This window comes from Pseudonocardia sp. ICBG601 (assembly GCF_020496245.1).
Genome location: NZ_JAHLJA010000148.1, coordinates 3,236,728 through 3,256,201, shown reverse-complemented (window position 1 = coordinate 3,256,201; position 19,474 = coordinate 3,236,728). Strand labels below are relative to the sequence as shown.

Here is a 19,474-nt window from a genome sequence, read left to right as displayed (position 1 = left end):
CATGCCGGGTGTCGCCCGGGCGCCACCGCCGCCGGGCGCACTAGTGTCGCCCGGTGTGACGACGAGCGCCCGCACGCCCACGCCCGGTGCCGACCCCGCCACCGTCGGCGCGTGGCTGTCCACGGCCCTCGGCGACGAACGGTGGCGCGAGGCGCAGCTCACCTCGATCGGCGCCGGGCGGTCCAACCTGACCTACCGGGTCTCCTCCCCCGCCGGCGCGGTCGTGCTGCGTCGTCCGCCGGTCGGCGAGGTCGCCGCGACCGCCCACGACATGGGCCGCGAGCAGCGCGTGATCTCCGCGCTCGGGCCGAGCGCCGTGCCCGTCCCCGCGGTGCTGGCCGCCGACGACGGCGACGTGCTCGGCGCCCCCTGCTTCGTGATGGAGCTCGTCGACGGCGTCGTGCCGCTCGACGACCTGCCGGAGGGCTGGGCGTCCACCGAGGCGGAGCGCCGCGCCGCGGGCGACGCACTCGTGGACGTCCTCGCCGCGCTGCACGCCGTCGACCCGGCCGCGGCGGGGCTGGGTGACTTCGGCCGTCCGGACGGCTTCATGGAGCGCCAGATCCGGCGCTGGGGCAAGCAGTGGGCCACCGCCCGCGACGGCGACGACCCGGTCCCCGTCGACGCCGACGAGGAGGCCGAGCTCACCCGGCTGTCCGAGCGGCTGGCCGCCGACGTCCCCGCCGCGCAGCGGCACACCGTCGTGCACGGTGACTACCGGCTCGACAACTGCGTGTTCGACGCCGAGGACCCCGGCCGCATCCGCGCGGTGCTGGACTGGGAGATGTCCACCCTCGGCGACCCGCTGGCCGACCTCGGGCTGCTGCTCGTCTACTGGAAGCAGGACGGCGACGACGCCGTCTGGTCCGCGGCCCAGCCGCTGCCGAGCCCGACCGGCCTGCCCGGCTTCCCGACGCGGCGCGAGCTCGTCGAGGGCTACACCGCGCGCACCGGCCTCGACGCCGGTCCGCTGCCCTGGTACGTCGGGTTCGGCGCGTTCAAGCTGGCCGTCGTGCTCGCCGGGATCCTGGCCCGGGTCCGGGCCGGGTCGGTGCCCGAGGAGATGGCCGAGGGCCTCGACGGGTCGGTCGGCCCGCTCGTCGCGCTGGGGCACCACGTCCTGGACGGAGGGTCGTTCTGATGCTTTCCACCCGTACCCGCGGCGACCGCCCCTACGAGCGGCGCCGGACCCGCCCCATCCTGGTCACCACCGCGCTGCTGGCCGTGCTGGCCGTGGCCACGTGGGCGGTCGTGCTGGGCACCGCCTCCGACGGCTCGGCGTCGACGAACTGCCCGGCGCCGTCGTCGGGGACCCTGGCCGGCTCGAAGGTCGACCGCACGGAGCTGGAGTCGGCCGCCCCGACCGCGCCGGACGACGTCCGGTTCCAGGTCCGCAACGCCGGCGGGCAGCGCGGCCAGGCCAACCTCGTGTCGGCCGAGCTGAAGGACCTGCAGTTCGGCGAGGCCGGTACACCGGGCAACGACACCGTGTTCCCCGACGGGGACCTGGACTGCATCGGGCAGCTGCGGTTCGGACCGGACGGTGCGGCGTCCGCGTCGACGCTGGCGCTCGCGCTGCCGTGCGTCGAGCTGATCCGCGACGACCGGCAGGGCGCGGTGGTCGACGTCGTCGTCGGGTCGGCGTTCACCGACGTCGCACCGGGCCGCGCGGCCCGCGACGTGCTGGACCAGCTGTCCGCGCCGGGTACCGAGGGCGGTCCGCGGGCGGACCCGGGCCTGCTGGCCCAGGCCCGCGCCGCGACCTGCTGAGCCGCGGCCGTCCGGACGGCTCAGACGGTGTCGGCGCCGCTGCGGCGGGCCAGCGCGGCCAGCGCGGCGGCGACCCCGGGCGCGGCGGCGAGGGTGACGTCGGCGCCGAGGGCGTCGCCGTCGACGGGACCGCGGACGCCGGGGCTGCCCGCGACGTGCACGACGGCACCGGCCTCGGTCGCGATCAGCGCGCCGGCCGCCCAGTCCCACCAGTTGCAGCCGTGCTCGAGGTAGCCGTCGAGCCAGCCGGCCGCGACCGCGCACAGGTCCAGCGACGCCGCGCCGGCCCGGCGCACGTCGCGGACCTCGGGGAGCATCGCCGCGACCATCCGGGCCTGGCGGGCCCGCCGCTCGGCGCGGTAGGCGAACCCGGTGCCGACCAGGGACTGGCCCAGCTCGGTGGTCGCCGCGGCGCGCAGCGGGCGCCCGTCGAGGGTCGCGCCGAGACCGCGCCCGGCCGACCAGAGCCGCCCGGAGGCGGGCTCGGACACCGCACCGGCGACGCCCTCCCCGTCGAGGACGGCGGCGATCGAGATCCCGTACCAGGGCAGCCCGTAGAGGTAGTTCACGGTGCCGTCGATCGGGTCGACCACCCAGCGCGCGGCGGCGGCGTCGCCCGCACCCTCCTCCCCGTACACCGGCTCGCCGGGGCGCAGCTGCGCGAGCCGGTCCCGGACGAAGCGCTCCACCGAGGCGTCGGAGGCGGTGACGACGTCGGTCGGCGAGGACTTCGTCGTGACGCCGTCGTCGTGCGGTGCGGGCAGGCCGCGCAGGTGCTCCGCGGCCTCGGCCGCGACCTGCTCGGCGACGGCGCGCAGGGTGGCGGGATCGCTGCTCTCGTGCGGGCTCACCACCCCATCCGACCACGTGCGGAGCCACCCGGACGCGCGGGGCGGCGTGAGGTGCGTCCCCCCGGCCGGTACGCAGTTACAATGGAACGCGTACCCCGTCTCCGGGACGCGCGGCGACCACCATCGACGCCGGCGACCGAGGCGGTGGCAGGACAGGACATCCCGGCCGTCGTGGCCTCGTCTCCCCCGACGAGCGCGCCGCGACCGGGCCGCGTAACGACTCCAGCGCACGTAGCGAGAGGGCCCAGGTGGCAGCCGCAGACTCCGCAGCACGCAGCGACTCGACCGTCGAACCGACGTCGGGTACCGCATCCCGCAGCCGCCGTACTTCCGGCACCACGAGCACCGCGTCGGCGACGACCGGCACCGCCAAGAAGCCGGCCGCGCGCACCCGCAAGCCCGCCGCGGCGGGTGGCACGGCGACCAAGGCCGCGCCGAAGACCGGCCCGCGCAAGGCCGCTCCGAAGAAGGCCTCCACCAAGAAGGCCGACGGCGACGAGCCGGACGCCGACGGCGACGAGGTCGTCCTCGAGGACGGCGAGATCGACGCTTCGGACATCGAGGCCGACCTCGCCGAGGCCGCGAAGGAGGAGAACGCCGACGAGTCGTCCGACGACGACGACGACGACGACTCCGACGACGAGACCAACACCGGCAAGAACCGGGTGGCACCGACCACCCGGGCGTCGCAGCAGAAGTCGGCGGACTTCGTCTGGGACGAGGAGGAGTCCGAGGCCCTGCGCCAGGCGCGCAAGGACGCCGAGCTCACCGCCTCGGCCGACTCGGTCCGCGCGTACCTGAAGCAGATCGGCAAGGTCGCGCTCCTCAACGCCGAGGAGGAGGTCGAGCTCGCGAAGCGCATCGAGGCCGGCCTCTACGGCGCCGAGCGCATCCGCAAGGTCTTCGAGTCCAACGAGAAGCTGTCCCCGCAGCTGCGGCGCGACCTGCGCTGGATCGTGCGGGACGGCGAGCGCGCCAAGAACCACCTGCTCGAGGCGAACCTCCGGCTCGTGGTCTCGCTGGCCAAGCGCTACACCGGCCGCGGCATGGCGTTCCTGGACCTGATCCAGGAGGGCAACCTCGGCCTCATCCGTGCGGTCGAGAAGTTCGACTACACCAAGGGCTACAAGTTCTCGACCTACGCCACGTGGTGGATCCGGCAGGCCATCACCCGCGCGATGGCCGACCAGGCCCGCACCATCCGCATCCCGGTGCACATGGTGGAGGTCATCAACAAGCTCGGCCGCATACAGCGTGAGCTGCTCCAGGATCTCGGGCGCGAGCCCACTCCCGAGGAGCTCGCCAAGGAAATGGACATCACCCCGGAGAAGGTGCTGGAGATCCAGCAGTACGCCCGGGAACCCATCTCCCTGGACCAGACCATCGGCGACGAGGGCGACTCGCAGCTCGGTGACTTCATCGAGGACTCCGAGGCCGTCGTCGCGGTCGACGCGGTGAGCTTCACCCTGCTGCAGGACCAGCTGCAGTCGGTGCTGGCGACGCTGTCCGAGCGCGAGGCGGGCGTCGTCCGGCTGCGCTTCGGTCTCACCGACGGCCAGCCGCGCACCCTCGACGAGATCGGCCAGGTCTACGGCGTGACCCGCGAGCGGATCCGCCAGATCGAGTCGAAGACGATGTCGAAGCTGCGGCACCCGTCGCGGTCCCAGGTGCTGCGCGACTACCTGGACTGAGCACCGCCCGTCGCACGACGAGGGCCCCGCCGGACGATCCGGCGGGGCCCTCGTCGTCCGCGGTCAGAACAGGTCCGGCGTCGCGGGTGCGACGTCGTCGAGGAACGCGGTGACGGCCGGTACGAGGGTCGCCGACTCCCCCACCAGCCCGATGTGCGAGGTCGCGGGCAGCACCACCAGGCGCGCGCGGGGGACCTCCTGCAGCATCCCCGTCGCCGCGGCCCGTTCGTCACCGCCGCCGAGCAGGCGGAACATCTCCACCGCGTGCTCGGGGCGCACGCCGTCGGCGTCCCCGACGATCACCATCGACCGGGCCGTGATCGCACGCATCCGGTCGTCGGGGATCTCCTGGTCGCAGGCGTTGAGGACCTTCACCTTCTCCACCCAGGCCGCGAACGCGACGGGGTCCGGCGTGTGTTCCAGGAACGCCGTCTCGACGGGCGAGCCGGCCAGTGTCGTCGCGTCCATCCCCGTGATCGCGGAGTGCACGGCGGGGTACCAGCCGTCGCGGCGGAACGTCGAGGCCATCACGACGAGCTTGCCGACGAGGTCCGGATGCCGGATCGCGAGCTGCAGCGCCACGCCGCCGCCCTGCGAGTAGCCCATCACGTCCGCCCGGTCGACGCCCAGGCCGCGGAGCAACGCCGCGGCGTCGTCGGCGAACTGCTCGTAGGACAGCGCACGGGGCGCGTCCGGTGTCCGGCCCTGGCCCTGCATGTCGGCGACGACCACGGTGCGGTGCTCGGCGAGCCCGGCCGCCCACGCCCCCATCGAGCCGGCGGACATGAACGCGCCCGGCAGCAGGAGCAGCGGTGGCGAGGTCCCGAACTCGCCGTACACCTCGTGGTACAGGTCCAGCCCGTCGACCGGGAGGTGTCCGCTCGAGGTCGGCGACGGGGTGGTGGTGGCTGCTCCGGTCATGGTGTCTCCCGCGGTGGGTCGAGGGTCCGTCCCCCTACCGACCGCGCCGCGGCGCCGGACTCATCGGCCCGGGTCACCGGCGCAGCAGCCGCGCGATGCCGGGGGCGACGTCGCGGTGCGTGCGGACGCGGGCGAGGCGCCCCCGGCCACGGCGCGCGAGGTCGCGGCCCAGCGGTTCGTCGTGCTCGCCGTCGACCTCCAGGAGCACGTGCAGCTCCCCGAAGCGCCGGGCGACGGTGCGCGGGTCCGGTCCCGCGTTGTGCACCGCGTCGCTGAGCAGCAGCGCGATCCGGCGCCGGGCCGGTGACCGGGCCAGCTCGGCGTGCGCCACCGACAGCCCGAACCCGACGTCGGTGAGCCCGCGGGCCGGGATCCGCTGCAGCCGGTCCAGCAGCCGGGCCGGGTCCACCGGCCCACCGAGTGCGGCGAGCACCGCGGCGTCGGACCAGAACGCGACGACGGCGAGCCGGTCCCCCGCCCCGGCCAGGTCCGCCGACAGCGCCGCGACCGTCGCCGCGGCGATCCGGACCTTCTCCCCGCGCATCGACCCCGACACGTCGACGGCGAGCACCACGTCACGCGGGGTGCCGGTGCGCTCGCGCACCACGATGTCGGTGTCCTCGGGGACCGGGCGCTCGGTGAGGACCTCCAGCGTGCGGTCCAGGTCGATGTCGTCGGACCGGTACCGGTAGGGCACCGGTGCCGGGCTGCCGCGGCCCCGCTCCGCCCGCGCGTCCCGGGGTCTGCGCAGCGACAGCCGCCGGGCGATGCGCCGCGCCATGGCGCCCACCTCGGGGTCGGCCGGGCGGTCCTCCAGCAGCTCGTCCAGGGCGCGGCGGCGGGACCGGCGCGACGTGGTCGTCACCCCCTGTCCCCCGGCCGGCCCGGTCACGGTGCCGTCGCGGTCGTCGACGGCCCGCTCGACCACCACCGGAGCCCCGGTGCCGCCGAACAGGGTCGGCGCCCCGGTCAGCTGCTTGGGCCTGCGCCGCAGGGGCGTCCGCTCCCCCGGTGCGGTCAGCTCGACGGCGTTGTCGACGTCGATGCGGTGCGGTCCCGGCGCGGCACGCCGGGCCGCGAGAAAAAACGGTCCTCCCAGATGCGGATGATCACCTCCTCCGGGGTGCCGTCGAACGCGTCGTCGACGGCGATCCGCGCGGACAGCGCCAGCAGCGCGGCGTCGAGCACGATGCGCGGGTGGTCGCCGTCGTGGCTGCCGAGCGCCCGCAGCTCGACGGCGATCGCGGTGAGGTCGATGGCGCCGCGCACGCTGGCCCCGCGCCGCAGGTCGGGGTGGCCGCGGGTGGCCCGGGTGAGCGCGACGGCGTCGGCGACCAGCCCGTCGTCGTCGACGCCGGTGCGGGCGCGCACGATCTGCGCCTCCTCGGTCTCGTCCTGGTAGCCGACGACCAGCCGGCACCAGCGGTCGTAGACCGAGTCGGAGATGCGGGCGGTGCCGACGTCGTCGAACGGGTTCATCGACGCCAGCACCCGGAACGTCGGCCGGGCGGTGACGGTGCCGACCCGGGGCACGGTGAGCTCCCGCTCGGCCATCGCGGCGAGCAGCACGTTGAGGGTGTCCTCGGGGGCCCGGTTGAGCTCCTCGATGTAGAGGAACCCGCCGTCCTGCATGGCGGAGACCAGCGGGCCGGCCACGAAGTTGTCGCTGCTGTAGTCCTCGCGCAGCACCCGGGCCGGGTTGTGGTGGCCGACCAGCCGGGCCGGGGTCAGCTCGGCGTTGCCCTCGACGAGCACGAACGGCACGCCCCAGAGCGCGGTGATCGCGCGGAGCATCGTCGACTTCGAGACGCCGGGCGGCCCCTCCAGCATCACGTCGCGGCCCGCGGTCACCGCCGCGAGCACGAGGTCGAGCTCGCGGCGGCGGCCGACGACCGCCCGCGCGACGGCGGCGCGGCGGTCGCTCACTTCTGCAGGAACCCGGCGTCGACGGGCAGCATCGTCCCGGTCACGTAGCGCCCCTCGTCGGAGGCGAGGTAGACGATCGCGTTCGAGATGTCGACCGGCTCGACCATCTCGACCGGCAGCATGTTCTGCAGGTTCGCCCCGAACGACGGGTCGGCGGCGATGATCCCGCCGATGTAGTCGTTGGTGACCATGGGGGTGTTCACGCCGGTGGGGTGGACGGTGTTGACCCGGATCGAGTGCGGCGCCAGCTCGGTCGCGAGGTTGCGCATGAGCCCGACGACGCCGTGCTTGGCCGCGACGTAGTGCCCGGTGCGGCTCATCCCCTTCACCCCGGCCGTGGAGCTGGTCAGCACGATCGCGCCGCCGTTGCCCGCGGCGATCATGGCCGGGACGGCGGCGCGGACGGTCTTCCAGACCCCGGTGAGGTTGACCCCGATCATCTCGTCCCACTCGTCGTCGGTGAGTGACCAGGTGTTGTCGGCGAACCCGGCGATGCCGGCGTTGCCGCACACGACGTCGAGGCGGCCGAACTCGGCCACGCCCTCGTCGACGACGGCCTGCACCGCCGCGGTGTCGCGGACGTCGGCCTCCCGGGCGACGACGCGGCGGTCGCACTCCTCGACCAGCCGCACGGTCTCCTCCAGGTCCTCCCGGGTGGACAGGGCGTAGTGCACCGTGTCCAGCGGGCGGCAGCGGTCGAACGCGATGACGTCGGCGCCCTCCTGGGCCAGGCGGACCGCGTGCGACCGGCCCTGGCCACGTGCCGCCCCGGAGACCAGCGCGACCTTCCCCTGCAGTCGTCCCGTCATGGCGTCCTCCTCAGGCCGCGTTGCCGGTGTTCATCCCCGCGGCCACGGCGACGGTCTCCCCGGTGATGTACCGGGCGTCGTCGGAGGCGAGGAAGAGCATGGTGTTCGAGATGTCGGAGACCTCGACCCAGGGCACGGGCACGGTGTTCATCGACTGGAACGCCGGGGCCGCGTCGTCGCGGGTGGGGTGCGGGGTGTCGGGCAGGAACAGCTCGTAGGCCGCCGCGTTCTGGATCATGTCGGTGTCCACCGAGGTCGGGCAGACGGCGTTGACGGTGATCCCGTTGCCGCCGACCTCGATGGCGGTCGACTTGACCAGGCCGATCACGCCCCACTTGGCCGCGACGTAGTGGGCGATGTTGCCCATGCCGACCTTGCCCGCCATCGACGAGGTCGCGACGATTCGCCCGTACCCCTGCTCGATCATCGTCGGGAGCACCGCGCGGAACGCGTGGTAGACCCCGGTGAGGTTGACCGCGATCATCTGCTGCCACATGTCCTCGGACATCTCGGCGACCGTGCCGAAGGAGAAGATCCCGGCGTTGGCGAGCAGCACGTCGATGCGGCCCAGCTCGGCGCGGGCCCGCTCGGCGAACTGCTCCACCTGCACGCGGTCGCGCACGTCGGCCCGGACCGCGACGCAGCGCCGGTCCAGCTCCTCGACCAGCTCGACCGTCCGGTCGAGGTCGGTCTGCGCGCTCATCGCGTAGGGCACCGTGTCCAGCTGGTCGGCGATGTCGCAGATCGCGATGTCGGCGCCCTCCCGGGCGAACGCCAGCGCGTGCGACCGGCCCTGCCCTCGGGCCCCTCCGGTCACCAGGACCACCTTGCCGTCGAACCGTCCCATCGCTCCTCCTCGTCGAGAACCGTGCGTCCGTGTCGTGCGTGTGTCGTTCAGCGGGCCAGTGCTCCCCCGTCGACGGCCAGGCAGTGGCCGGTGACGTGCCGGGCGCTGTCGCCCAGCAGCCAGAGCAGTGCGCCGGTGATCTCGTCGGGCGCGATCACCTCGGCGACGAGCTGGTCGTGCAGCCAGCGCTTGTGCACCTGGTCCGGGGCGAGCCCGAGCTCGTCGGCGAGCCCGGTGAGCATCGGGGAGTCCACCGCCCCGGGCAGGATCGCGTTGACGGTGACGCCGGAGCCGGCGAGCTCGATGGCCATCGCCCTGGTCAGCCCGACGACGCCGTGCTTGGCCGCCACGTAGTGCGCGAACTCGGGGACGGCGCGCATCCCGCCGGTCGAGGCGATGTTGACGATGCGGCCGCGCCCGGACCGGCGGACGTGGGGGGCGGCGGCCCGGGCGACCTGCCAGGTCCCGGTGAGGTTGACCCCGACGACGACGTCCCACTCGGCGTCGGTGAGCTCCCAGAAGGGGGCGCTGGTGACGACGCCGGCGTTGTTGACCACGATGTCGAGCCGCCCGTGGGCCCCGACGAGCGCGGCGACCGCCGCCCGAACGGCCGCCGGGTCGCGGACGTCGGCGACCAGCGGCAGCGCCCGCCCGCCGGCGTCGGTGACGGCGGTGACCACCTCGGCCAGCTGCTCCTCGGTGGCGAGCGGGTAGGCGGGGACGGCGAGGTCCCGGCACACGTCGAGCACCCCGACCACCGCCCCGGCCGCGGCGAGGGCGAGGCAGTGCTCCCGGCCCTGCCCGCGGGCACCGCCGGTGACGAGCGCGACCTGCCCGGCCAGATCCGTCACCACCGTGGCCTCCCCGAACCGTGCGGAACCGTCCGGAACCGCACGGTTCCGCCGGGCGTCGTCGTCGACAGACACGGTCTGTGAGGTGTAACACCACGGGTGGGAACCGGACGAATCGTTCCCGGACGGTTCCCGGGGGATCGGGGGGACGCATGCACACGGGTCGTTGGTTCTCGGTCGGCGAGGCCTGCCGGATCCTGGGGGTGAGCCGCACGACGCTGCTCGCCGCGGAGGGCGCGGCGCTGCTGGTCCCGTCCCGCACGCCGGGCGGTCACCGGCGCTACTCCGCCGAGCAGCTGGAGCGCTATCTGGGCGTCGCAGTCCCGGACGTCCCGCAGCCGGACCCGGCGCCACCGGAGCCGGGTGCGGTCGACGCGACGTCGGCGGCGGTGGTGCGCGACGCGGTGCGCCCGCTCGCCCGCACCCTGGACGCCGAGTGCGCCGGGGTGTACCTGCTCGACGGCCGGCGCTGGCAGCTGGCCGGCACCGCGGGGGTGCCCCGGTGGCTGGTGGAGCGGCTCTCGGCCGGTACCCCGCCGCCGGAGGTGCGGGCGGTCCTGCACGCGGCCGGGCCGCGGCTGTTCGTGCCGGCCGAGACCGGCTTCCCCGACGGCCGCTCCGCGGGACACGGCATCGCGGTCCGGGTGCGGGCGCCGGACCGCGAACGCGGTGTGCTGTTCCTGGTGTCGCGGCCGGGGCGGTCCCCGCTGCCCGCCGAGCTCGACGTCGTCGAGGCGGCGGCCGACGTGCTGGGTCTGCTCGTCGCCCAGCTCGACCAGAACGCGGTGCTGCGGGGCCGGCTGCGGAGCATCGCCGCACTGTGCCCGCCCGCGGCCGCGCCGGCGCCCGCGCGGGGCGCCGGCTGAGGCCGTCAGCCGCTCTTGGACAGCTGCCCGCGCACCGCGCCGGTCCGGTACTGCTCGGTGTGGGTGTCGACGAACCAGGCGGCCGGGTTGGCCTCCAGGTCCGTGACCGTGAACCCGGTGCCGGTGTCGACGCCGCCGACGATCACGCCGGTGGTGAACGGCCCCTGCAGGCAGCCCTTGCTGGTCATCGGGCCGCCGGGCGGGCCCTGCGGGTCCGGGAAGACCATCCGCGGGTTGCCGGACTCGTTCGGCTGCCCCTCCTGCAGGTGCGTGGCGGTCCGCGCGGGGCTGCTGAACGGCGGGGTGACCCCGGTCATCCGGATGTCGTAACAGACGATGTTCTGCTGGCTGTTCAGGCGCAGGGTGAACGTCCCGCTCGCGCCCTGCTGGCCGGGCACCGGTGCGCCGTCGTCGGCGCGGACCGCGTCCGGGGTCAGGGTCGCGGTGAGCGTGCTGGTGAACGTGGGGGGCTCCGGTACGGGTGCGTCCTCCGCCAGCGCCGGTGATGCGGTGAGTGCCAGTGCCGCCACCGCGCAGAGCGCGCCCCCGGCCCACCTGGTCGACCACGGTCCCATCGGTTCCCCCTCGTGCTCCACGCGTCGCTGCGGGGCAAGCATGCGGACACCGGGGCCCGGCCGCGCCCCCTCGCGGCGTTGTCGACCGCTTCGGGTGGGGCACGACCCGAGCCGGTTTCGACCGGGCGATCGGGGGCAGGGCCGCCGAAAACCGGGCGATTCTGTCAGGGGTCGCGGTTACCGTCGATCACCGACGGCGCCCGGAGATCCCGTAGCGCGGTCTCGTCGGGGGTGTCGAGGGTGCGCGCGCTGTCCTGGCGTCGGCTGGGTGGACCGGTGTCGGTCGTGGCGGTGGGCGCCGCGGTGGTGGCCGCGGTGGCGGAGGCGACGGCGGCGACCGTGGTGGGGGCGGTGGTGAGCGGGCCGACGGCCACCCTGGTCGCCGTGCTGGCCGCGCTGCTGCTGGGCGCCGCACTGCTGGACACCCTGGGCCGCGTCCTGTTCTCCGGGGTCGTCGGGCGCGCGGAGGGCAGGCTGCGGTCGGACCTCGTGGGGTCCGCGCTGGCGCAGCCGCTGCCCGCACTGGAGGACCAGGCGGTCGGTGAGCTCCTCGACCGGGTCGACGACGACTGCCGCCAGCTCGCCCAGCTCATCCGGCGGATCGGCTGGGAGACCGGCCGCTCGCTGCTGCGCTCGGTCGTCGCGTGGATCGTGGCCGGGCTGGTGTTCTGGCCGGCGTTCATCGTGTTCCCGCTGGTCGCCGCCGTGATCGTGCTGGTGGCGCGGCCGTTGACGCCGCAGATCGCGCGGGCCAAGGTCGCCGAGGAGACGGCCTGGTCGGACCACGCGGCGCAGCTGGAGGAGGCGGTCGCCGGGCAGGACGACGTGCGCACCTCGCTGGGCCAGCCGCACGTGGTGGCCGGGTTCGCCCGCCGGGCGGCGACCGTCGTCGCGCGCACCCACGAGGTGTGCCGGATCGCGACCCGGCTCGGGCTGCGGACGGGCACCGTCGCGCACGCGCTGCTCGGGGCGCTCGCGCTCGGCGGGGTGTGGCTGGTCGCCGGCGACCCGGGCGGGATCGCCGCGCTGGTCACGCTGTGGCTGCTGGTCACCGCGTTCGTCGGGCAGATCGACGCGGTCGTCGACCGGATGCCCGACATCCAGGCCGGTCTGGGCGCGCTCACCCGGGTGTCGTCGCTGCTGGAGACCGAGCGGGAGCCCGAGGGCGGCCGTCCGCTGCCGCCGGGGCCCGCGTCGGTGGAGCTGCGCGGGCTGACCGCCGGGTACGCCGACGGGTTCCGCCTGGGCGGGATCGACCTGACCGTGCCGGCCGGGACGACGTGCGCGCTGCTCGGCCGTACCGGCTCGGGGAAGTCGACGGTCACCAAGGTGCTCTCGCGCGCCGTGGAGCCGCCGCGCGGGCAGGTGTTCCTGGCCGGGGTCGACGTGCGCGACCTGGACCTGGACGGGCTGCGCCGCGGGGTCGGCGTGGTCACCCAGCGCACCGAGATCCTGGCGGCGACGCTCGCGGAGAACGTCACGCTGTTCGACCCCGCGGTCCCGCGCAGCGCGGTCGAGGCCGCGACGGCCGCGCTGGGTCTCGACGAGTGGGTCGAGGCCCTGCCCGACGGCCTGGACACCCGCCTCGGCACCGGCGGGATCGCGCTGTCCTCCGGCGAGGAGCAGCTGGTGGCGTTCGCCCGGCTGCTGGTGCGCGACGTCGCCGTCGTCGTGCTGGACGAGGCCACCGCGCGGATGGACCCGCGCACCGAGGAGCGGGTGACCCGGGCGTCGCGGGCGCTGCTCGCGGGCCGCACCGGGATCGTCGTGGCGCACCGGCTCTCGACGATCCGCCGCGCCGACGCCGTCGCGGTGCTGTCCGACGGCCGCCTGGTCCAGCACGGCGAGCGTGAGCAGCTGGCCTCGGAACCCGGCCGCTACGCCGACCTGCTCGCCGCCGACCGGTCCCTGCCCTCCGGCACCCCGGGAACCACCGGAGCGGCCGGCACCGGGCGCACGGCGCCGCAGCGCGACGGTGCGGTGGCCCTCGCCGAGCCGGAGTCACCGCTGCTGCACCGGGCGGTCCGGCGCGCGGTGCCGCCCGCGGACCCGGTGCCCGCTCCCCCGTTGTGGCGGGTCGTGCTGCGGCTGGCGCTGGCCCACCCGCGCTGGGGGCTGGCCGGCGGGTCGATGTTCACCCTCGCCACCCTGGGCTCGGCCACCGGTGTGCTCACCGGCTGGCTGTGGGGGCTCGTCGTCGCGGGGCTGGAGGGCGGCGGCACGCCATGGGGGCCCGCCGTCGCGCTGACGGTGGTGCTGATGCTGTTCCCGGTGTGGATCGCCGTCGCGTTCCGCACCTACCCGCGCTGGTGGTCGGCGACGACGCTGCGGCTGCGGCTCGGGGTGCTGCGCGGGCAGACCATGCAGCGGCGTGGTCCGCGCTCCCCCGCGGGCGAGGTCGTGGCGCGGGCGCTGGACTCGGACCGGATGATCCTCTACGTGGACCGCTGGGTCGACGTCACCAACTCGGTGATCGTCGTCGTGGTGGCCGGGCTGGTGGCGGCCGACGTGCGCGCGGCCGCCGTCATCGGCGGGTTCCTGCTGGTCTGCGCGGGCGTCGCGGCGATCGGGGCGCCGTTCGCGGGACGCTCCGGGCGGATCGCGGCGGACGCCCGGGCCCGGTTCGGCACCGCGCTGGGATCGGTCCTGGAGTCGGTGCGCACGGTGAAGCTCGCCGCCGCGACCGGAGCGCTGCGGGCCCACCTCGCCGCCGTCGACGGTGACCGGGTCCGGGCCACGGTCCGTGAGTACCGGGTGCGCACCCTGCTCGACGGTGTCCCCGGTGTGCTGCTGCAGGGCGCGGTGGTGCTCACCTGGTCGCTGTACCTGGCCGGGACCTGGCCGCTGGCGACGGCGCTGCTGGTGTCGACCACGCTGAACGGGGCCGGGTTCCTCGGGCAGGTGTGCGCGGCCGCGGTCACCGAGGCCCCGATCGCGCGGCGCTGGCTGCGTGCCGTCGCCCCGTTCGCGGGTCCGGCGGACCTGACCCGGCTGCCGCCGGGGGTCGACCTGGCCACCGGGGCCGCGCCGGCCCCGGAGCCGGTGGAGCGCGAGCCGCTGCAGCGGCTGAGCCTGGAGAAGGTCGCCGCCGTGCACGACGACGGCACCGTCGGCGTCGAGGGTGTGGACCTCGACATCGACGCGGGCTCGCTGGTGCTGGTCACCGGCCAGGTGGGGTCGGGCAAGTCCAGCCTGCTCGCGGGCCTGGCCGGGCTGGTCGGGCACGAGGGCGTCATCCGCTGGAACGGGCGCGCGGTCGAGGATCCGCAGACGTTCCTGCGTCCCGGGCAGGTCGCCTACGTCGGGCAGGTCCCCCGGGTGCTCTCGGGCACGTTCGGCGACAACATCGCCCTCGGGCACGACCGGCCGGTGCAGGACGCGGTCGGCGACGCCCGCCTCGACCGGGACGTGGCCGCGGCGGGCGGGCCGGACGCCGTCGTCGGGCACCGGGGCATCCGGCTGTCCGGCGGGCAGGTGCAGCGGGTCGCGATGGCCCGGGCGCTGGCGACCGGCGCCGAGCTCATCGTCGCCGACGACGTGTCGTCCGCGCTGGACGTCCGCACCGAGATCGAGCTGTGGGCGGCGCTGCGCCGCCGCGGCAGCACCGTGGTCGGCGCGAGCACGAAGCGGGCGGCGCTGGCCCGGGCGGACCGGGTGGTCGTGCTGGACCGCGGGCGGGTCGCCGACGAGGGCACCTGGGACGAGCTGTCGGTGCGCTGGTCGCACCTGGCGGGCTGAGCCCGGCACCGCTGGTCCGGTCTGCTCAGCCGGGCGGGAGCGGGTGCCGGGCGAGGAACGTCAGCACCTCGTCGGTCGCGCGCCGCTCCAGGAAGTAGGCGTGCCGGGCCCCGGGCAGCACGACGAGCTCGGCGCCGGGGATGCGCCGGGCGAGGCGGAACCCGTTGTCGGGCGGGGTGAGCTCGTCGTCGCCGCCGTGCAGCACCAGGGTCGGGGCGGTGATCGTGGCGACCGCGTCCCACGCGTCGTGCCGGGCGCTCGCGCGGCGGTGGCCCGCCCGCGCCGCCGGACTCATGGTGTCGTCGCCGAGGACGGGCAGCGGGTCCGGGATCTGCGGGCCGGCCATGAGGCGGCGCAGCTCGCCGTCGTGGGTCGCCGGGTCGGCCAGGCGGCGCGGCACCTCCGGGTCGGGGGCGACGGTGCCGGGTCCGCCCGCGGTGGTGCAGCCGAGCACCAGCGCGCCGACCCGGTCGGGGTGGTCGGCGGCCACCCACTGCGCGACCCGGCCGCCCATCGACGTCCCGTAGACGTGGGCGCGAGCGATCCCGGCCGCGTCGAGGACGGCGACGACGTCGCGGGCGAAGCGGCGGGTGCTCCAGTCGTGGTCGGCCGCGTCGTCGCTGGTCCCGGTGCCGGCGGTGTCGACGGCGACGGTGCGGTACCCGGCGAGGCCCTCGCGCACGGTGCTCCACCAGTGCCGCGCGTTGGCCTGCCCGGCCAGCAGGACCAGCGGCTCGCCACTCCCCCGGACGTCGAACCCGATCCCGGTCCCGTCCGGTGCGACGGCCCGCACGCTCACCGGGACGCCCGCGGCTCGGGCCGGCCGACGCCCGGGGTGTGGCCGCGCATGTTCCGCAGCCACCGGGCGTGGTCGTCGCGCGAGCGGGACAGGGTCATCGGCGTCGCGATCCCGTGGAACGTGTACGGGCTGAACAGGTGCGCCATGCCATGGACCACCCCGGGCGGCTGTGGATCACCGCGGCTCAGCCGCAGTGGTTCTCGTGCCCGGTGTGCGCGGCGTGCTCGACCTGCAGGGTGGAGTGGTCGAGCCCGAACCGCTCGCGCAGCACGTGCCCGGCACGGTCGAGCACCGAGGAGTCCCCGCAGTGCGCGGAGACCTCCTCGTCGACGACGACGTGCGCCGACATCGCGGGGGTGCGGTCGTTGATCGCCCACACGTGCAGGTCGTGGACGTCGGCGACGCCCTCGACGGCCAGCAGCGCCGCCTTGACGTCCTGGGCGTCGATGCCCTTGGGCGCGCCCTCCAGCAGGACGTGTGCGGCCTCGCGCAGCAGCGACACCGCGCGCGGGAGGATCAGCGCGACGATGAACAGCGAGGCGATGGTGTCGGCGTAGGGCCAGCCGGTCGTCATCAGCACGACGGCGGCGGCGAGCACACCGACCGAGCCGAGCGCGTCGCCGAGGACGTGCAGCATGGCCCCGCGCATGTTCATGTTGCCGCGGTCGCCGCCGGCCAGGACGGCGAGCGACACCAGGTTCCCGAGCAGGCCGAGCACACCGATGACCAGCAGCGGCAGGCCCGGGATCTCGGCCGGCTCGAACAGCCGCTGCACCGCCTCCACCCCGACCCACACCACGACCGCGACGAGGGTGAGCGCGTTCAGGGCGGCGACGAGCACCTCGGCCCGGCCCATCCCGTAGGTCCGCGACGTCGTCGCCGGGCGGGCGGCGAGCACGCTGGCGATGAGGGCGGCGACCAGCGCACCCGCGTCGGTCAGCAGGTGCCCGAGGTCGGCGAGCAGCGCCAGCGAGCCGGTGTACACCGCACCCGCCGCACCGAGCACCGCCGTGACCAGCGTGACGCCCAGCGCCGTCGCCAGCCGGCGGCGGTCGGTGCCCGCCCCGGCGTGCCCGTGCCCCGAGCCGCCTCCGTGACCGTGTCCGTGACCCATGCCGGTCACCATACATGCACGTATTCGCATACGAGAACCCGCGACGGGTGGTGGGTCAGGAGACGGACAGCACGTCCCCGGCGACGTCGCGGCACACCGTCCAGCCGTACTCGACGCCCCGCTCGGCGGGGTAGGTGGTGAGCACCGCGAGGGCCCGGTCCTCCCAGGCCAGGACGCAGTGCACGTTCCACCCGTCGGCACCGTGCAGGGTCCAGCCGTTCTTCTCCGCGACGACCCCGGGCAGCGCGGGGCGGACGCCGGAACGGCCGTCGGGGGTGACGGCGTCGAGGTCGGCGAGCAGGGCGTCCCCACCCGGCCACTCCGGCGCGCGGTCGCGCACGCAGGCCAGGATCCGGGCCGCGTCGAGCGCGGTGACCCGGGTGTAGGACCACCACCCCGGCCGCGACGTCGACACCTCCACCCCGCACTCCGGCTCCAGCCGCGCGGTGCTCGCGTCCCCGCCGAGGGCGCGGTAGAGCCGTTCGGCGGCGTCGTCGTCGGAGGCGCGCACGGCGGCGGAGATGTCAGCACGCAGGGTGTCCGGCACCGGCCGGCCCGCCTGTGCGGCGGCGCGCAGGGTGTCCGCCGCCAGCCACGCCTTGATCGTGGACTCGGCCTCGGAGCGGCCGGTCGCGGCGTCGGCCGAGCCGGTCCACCGGCCGTCGTCGGTGTCGAGCAGCGCCCAGGACAGGGTGAGGCCGTCCTCGCCCTCCCGGTCGACGAGCAGCGAGCCGGGGGCGAGGTCGAGCGGGTCGGCGACGGCGGAGCCGGTCATCGCCGCGAGCAGCTCGCGCAGGGTGCCCGGCCCGGGAGCGCCGCCACCGTCGTCGCCGTCCTCGTCGGGGTCCGCCGGGGCGCTCTGGTGGTGCGCGGGGCGCGCCACCGGGCCGGCGGAGGTGACACCGGCCCCCCACAGCGCGGGCACCGCGACCGCCACCGCGACGGCCACGGCGGTCACCACGCGGGCGCGGGAGAACCGTCGACGGCGTGGCGCTGGTCCGGACACGGCCCCTCCGGTCGGGGACGGCCGGACGGCCGTCCCGCCTTCGATGGTGCACCACCGAACTCCGATCCGGACAGGGAGGACGGAGGGTTCACACAGGATTTTCAGGATGCTGCGCGCGCCCCGCCCGGCACCGCACCCCGTCGCCGACATACCGTGCCGCAACGATCGATCGACCGACGACGAGTGGGGGTGGCGGAGTGGGCTGGACGCGCACGATGCCGGTGGAACGGATCCTGGCCCGGAGCAGATCCGGTGACGGGTCCGAGGACGGCGGCGGCGACGGGCAGGGCACGCCGCTCAAGCGCACGCTCAAGGCCCGTGACCTGGTCGGGTTCGGTGTCGGCATCATCATCGGTACCGGAATCTTCACCCTGGCCGGGGTCGAGGCCCAGCAGCACGCGGGGCCCGCGGTCACGCTGTCGTTCCTGATCGGCGCGGTCGTCGCCGGGCTCGCCGCCGTCTGCTACGCCGAACTGGCCTCCTCGGTCCCGACGGCGGGCTCGGCCTACACCTACGCCTTCGCCACCCTCGGCGAGGTCTTCGCCTGGATCATCGGCTGGGACCTGCTGCTGGAGTTCGGCCTCGGCCTCGCCGTCGTCTCGCGCAGCTGGTCGGGCTACCTGGCGTCGCTGTTCGGGCTGCCGACGGCGTGGTTCGGGGAGGACGCGACGGTCAACGTCGGCGCGGTGCTGATCATCGCGGTGCTGACCGTCGTCGCGGTCGCGGGCATCCAGCAGTCGGCGCGGCTGACGAACCTGCTGGTCCTGGTGAAGCTCGCGGTCTGCGTGCTGATCCTGGCCGTGGGCGTGTTCTACATCGACCCGGCCAACCTGCAGCCGTTCATCCCGCCGGCGCAGGCGCCCGAGGGCGGCGGCTCGGTGTTCACCCAGCCGATCATCTCCGGGGTGTTCGGGCTCGCGCCGACCGTGTTCGGCGTCGGCGGCATGCTCACCGCGGCCGCGGTGGTCTTCTTCGCCTACACCGGGTTCGAGGCGCTGGCCAACCTCGGTGAGGAGGCGAAGCGTCCCAACCGCGACCTGAAGATCGGTCTGCTCGGCGCGCTCGCCATCTGCGCGGTGCTCTACGTGGGCGTCTCGATCGTGCTCACCGGGATGGTCCCCTACACCGAGATCGACACCGGCGCCCCGCTGGCGTCGGCGTTCGCCGGCGTCGGGCTGCCGTGGGTGGGCGCGCTGATCGCGCTCGGCGCGGTCACCGGGCTGACCTCGGTGATGATGGTGGAGCTCGTGACGATCGGCCGGATCGGCTTCGCGATGGGTCGCGACGGTCTGCTGCCGAAGGCCATCGGCACCGCGCACCCGAAGTGGGGCACCCCGCACCGCATGACGATCATCGGTGGTGTCGTCTGCGCGGTGATCGCGGCGTTCACCCCGATCACCGCACTGGCCGACATGGTGTCGATCGGCGCGCTCTCGGCGATGATCATCGTGGCGATCGCGGTGCCGGTGCTGCGCCGGACCCGCCCCGACCTCGACCGGCCGTTCAAGGTGCCGTTCTCTCCGGTGGTGCCGGCGATCACCGCGATCGCGTGCCTCTACCTGATGCTGAACCTGAACCTGGACACGTGGATCCGGTTCGTCGGCTGGCTGCTGCTCGGCCTGGTGGTCTACGCCGTCTACGGGCGCAAGCACTCCTTCCTCGCGCGCGAGGAGCGGGAGGGCTCCGGGGCCGGGCGGGACCGGGACTGAG

17 protein-coding genes and 1 pseudogene are annotated in these 19,474 nt (G+C 75.1%); 6 read left to right on the top strand and 12 right to left on the bottom strand.

Going from position 1 to position 19,474, the window contains the following annotated elements; genetic code table 11:
- The first annotated feature begins 55 nt into the window (after nt 1-55).
- Both KPL57_RS44890 and cei read left to right on the top strand, forming a co-directional pair.
- Nucleotides 56-1,141, top strand: coding sequence for a phosphotransferase family protein (locus KPL57_RS44890; protein ID WP_226356456.1), 1,086 nt, complete (start codon nt 56-58; stop codon nt 1,139-1,141).
- Nucleotides 1,141-1,770, top strand: coding sequence for an envelope integrity protein Cei (gene cei, locus KPL57_RS44885; protein ID WP_226356455.1), 630 nt, complete (start codon nt 1,141-1,143; stop codon nt 1,768-1,770). The genes KPL57_RS44890 and cei overlap by 1 nt, the downstream gene beginning before the upstream one ends.
- 20 nt (nt 1,771-1,790) lie before the next feature.
- Here cei and KPL57_RS44880 read toward each other — a convergent pair whose 3' ends face one another.
- Nucleotides 1,791-2,621: an inositol monophosphatase family protein gene (locus tag KPL57_RS44880; protein ID WP_226356454.1), complete on the bottom strand. Its 831-nt coding sequence runs from the start codon at nt 2,619-2,621 to the stop codon at nt 1,791-1,793.
- A 230-nt stretch (nt 2,622-2,851) separates the two neighbouring features.
- Here KPL57_RS44880 and KPL57_RS44875 point away from each other — a divergent pair.
- Nucleotides 2,852-4,312: pseudogene (locus tag KPL57_RS44875) on the top strand (RNA polymerase sigma factor); the annotation flags it as partial.
- 63 nt (nt 4,313-4,375) lie between these two features.
- On the opposite strand, the gene KPL57_RS44870 reads toward KPL57_RS44875, so the two are convergent.
- The 6 genes from KPL57_RS44870 to KPL57_RS44845 all read right to left on the bottom strand — a co-directional run bounded on the left by KPL57_RS44870 (nt 4,376) and on the right by KPL57_RS44845 (nt 9,669).
- Nucleotides 4,376-5,233: an alpha/beta fold hydrolase gene (locus KPL57_RS44870; protein WP_226356452.1), complete on the bottom strand. Its 858-nt coding sequence runs from the start codon at nt 5,231-5,233 to the stop codon at nt 4,376-4,378.
- A gap of 73 nt (nt 5,234-5,306) precedes the next feature.
- Nucleotides 5,307-6,164 carry a VWA domain-containing protein gene (locus tag KPL57_RS44865; protein ID WP_226356451.1) on the bottom strand — a complete coding sequence of 286 codons (858 nt, stop codon included), beginning with the start codon at nt 6,162-6,164 and terminating at the stop codon, nt 5,307-5,309.
- An 86-nt stretch (nt 6,165-6,250) separates the two neighbouring features.
- On the bottom strand, nt 6,251-7,159 hold the full coding sequence (locus tag KPL57_RS44860; protein ID WP_226356450.1) for a MoxR family ATPase: 909 nt from the start codon (nt 7,157-7,159) through the stop codon (nt 6,251-6,253).
- Nucleotides 7,156-7,968: a mycofactocin-coupled SDR family oxidoreductase gene (locus tag KPL57_RS44855; protein ID WP_226356449.1), complete on the bottom strand. Its 813-nt coding sequence runs from the start codon at nt 7,966-7,968 to the stop codon at nt 7,156-7,158. Before KPL57_RS44855 ends, KPL57_RS44860 begins: the two co-directional genes overlap by 4 nt.
- A 10-nt stretch (nt 7,969-7,978) precedes the next feature.
- Nucleotides 7,979-8,815 (bottom strand): mycofactocin-coupled SDR family oxidoreductase, encoded by an 837-nt coding sequence (locus KPL57_RS44850; RefSeq protein ID WP_226356448.1) that lies wholly within the window; start codon nt 8,813-8,815, stop codon nt 7,979-7,981.
- A gap of 47 nt (nt 8,816-8,862) precedes the next feature.
- Entirely contained in the window at nt 8,863-9,669 is an 807-nt protein-coding gene (locus KPL57_RS44845) for an SDR family oxidoreductase (protein WP_226356447.1), read from the bottom strand.
- Between the two features lie 149 nt (nt 9,670-9,818).
- On the opposite strand from KPL57_RS44845, the gene KPL57_RS44840 reads away from it, so the two are divergent.
- Nucleotides 9,819-10,532 carry a helix-turn-helix domain-containing protein gene (locus tag KPL57_RS44840; RefSeq protein ID WP_226356446.1) on the top strand — a complete coding sequence of 238 codons (714 nt, stop codon included), beginning with the start codon at nt 9,819-9,821 and terminating at the stop codon, nt 10,530-10,532.
- 5 nt (nt 10,533-10,537) lie between these two features.
- Here KPL57_RS44840 and KPL57_RS44835 read toward each other — a convergent pair whose 3' ends face one another.
- Entirely contained in the window at nt 10,538-11,107 is a 570-nt protein-coding gene (locus KPL57_RS44835; RefSeq protein WP_226356445.1) for a CHRD domain-containing protein, read from the bottom strand.
- A gap of 240 nt (nt 11,108-11,347) precedes the next feature.
- Here KPL57_RS44835 and KPL57_RS44830 point away from each other — a divergent pair, with 240 nt between their 5' ends.
- A complete protein-coding gene (locus KPL57_RS44830; RefSeq protein ID WP_226356444.1) occupies nt 11,348-14,845 on the top strand; it encodes an ABC transporter ATP-binding protein in 3,498 nt (1,165 codons plus the stop codon).
- A 25-nt stretch (nt 14,846-14,870) separates the two neighbouring features.
- Here KPL57_RS44830 and KPL57_RS44825 read toward each other — a convergent pair whose 3' ends face one another.
- Genes KPL57_RS44825 through KPL57_RS44810 form a run of 4 tightly spaced genes read right to left on the bottom strand, consistent with a single transcriptional unit; the run spans nt 14,871 to nt 17,764 of the window.
- Nucleotides 14,871-15,644 (bottom strand): alpha/beta fold hydrolase, encoded by a 774-nt coding sequence (locus KPL57_RS44825; protein ID WP_226356443.1) that lies wholly within the window; start codon nt 15,642-15,644, stop codon nt 14,871-14,873.
- Complete coding sequence (locus KPL57_RS44820; protein ID WP_226356442.1) at nt 15,641-15,790, bottom strand: hypothetical protein; 150 nt, start codon at nt 15,788-15,790, stop codon at nt 15,641-15,643. The genes KPL57_RS44825 and KPL57_RS44820 overlap by 4 nt, the downstream gene beginning before the upstream one ends.
- Before the next feature lie 38 nt (nt 15,791-15,828).
- Nucleotides 15,829-16,758 carry a cation diffusion facilitator family transporter gene (locus KPL57_RS44815; RefSeq protein ID WP_226356441.1) on the bottom strand — a complete coding sequence of 310 codons (930 nt, stop codon included), beginning with the start codon at nt 16,756-16,758 and terminating at the stop codon, nt 15,829-15,831.
- A 55-nt stretch (nt 16,759-16,813) separates the two neighbouring features.
- Nucleotides 16,814-17,764 carry a hypothetical protein gene (locus tag KPL57_RS44810; protein ID WP_226356440.1) on the bottom strand — a complete coding sequence of 317 codons (951 nt, stop codon included), beginning with the start codon at nt 17,762-17,764 and terminating at the stop codon, nt 16,814-16,816.
- Between the two features lie 215 nt (nt 17,765-17,979).
- Between KPL57_RS44810 and KPL57_RS44805 the strand changes: the two genes are divergently transcribed.
- Nucleotides 17,980-19,473, top strand: coding sequence for an amino acid permease (locus tag KPL57_RS44805; RefSeq protein ID WP_264199377.1), 1,494 nt, complete (start codon nt 17,980-17,982; stop codon nt 19,471-19,473).
- Nucleotide 19,474 lies beyond the last annotated feature (1 nt).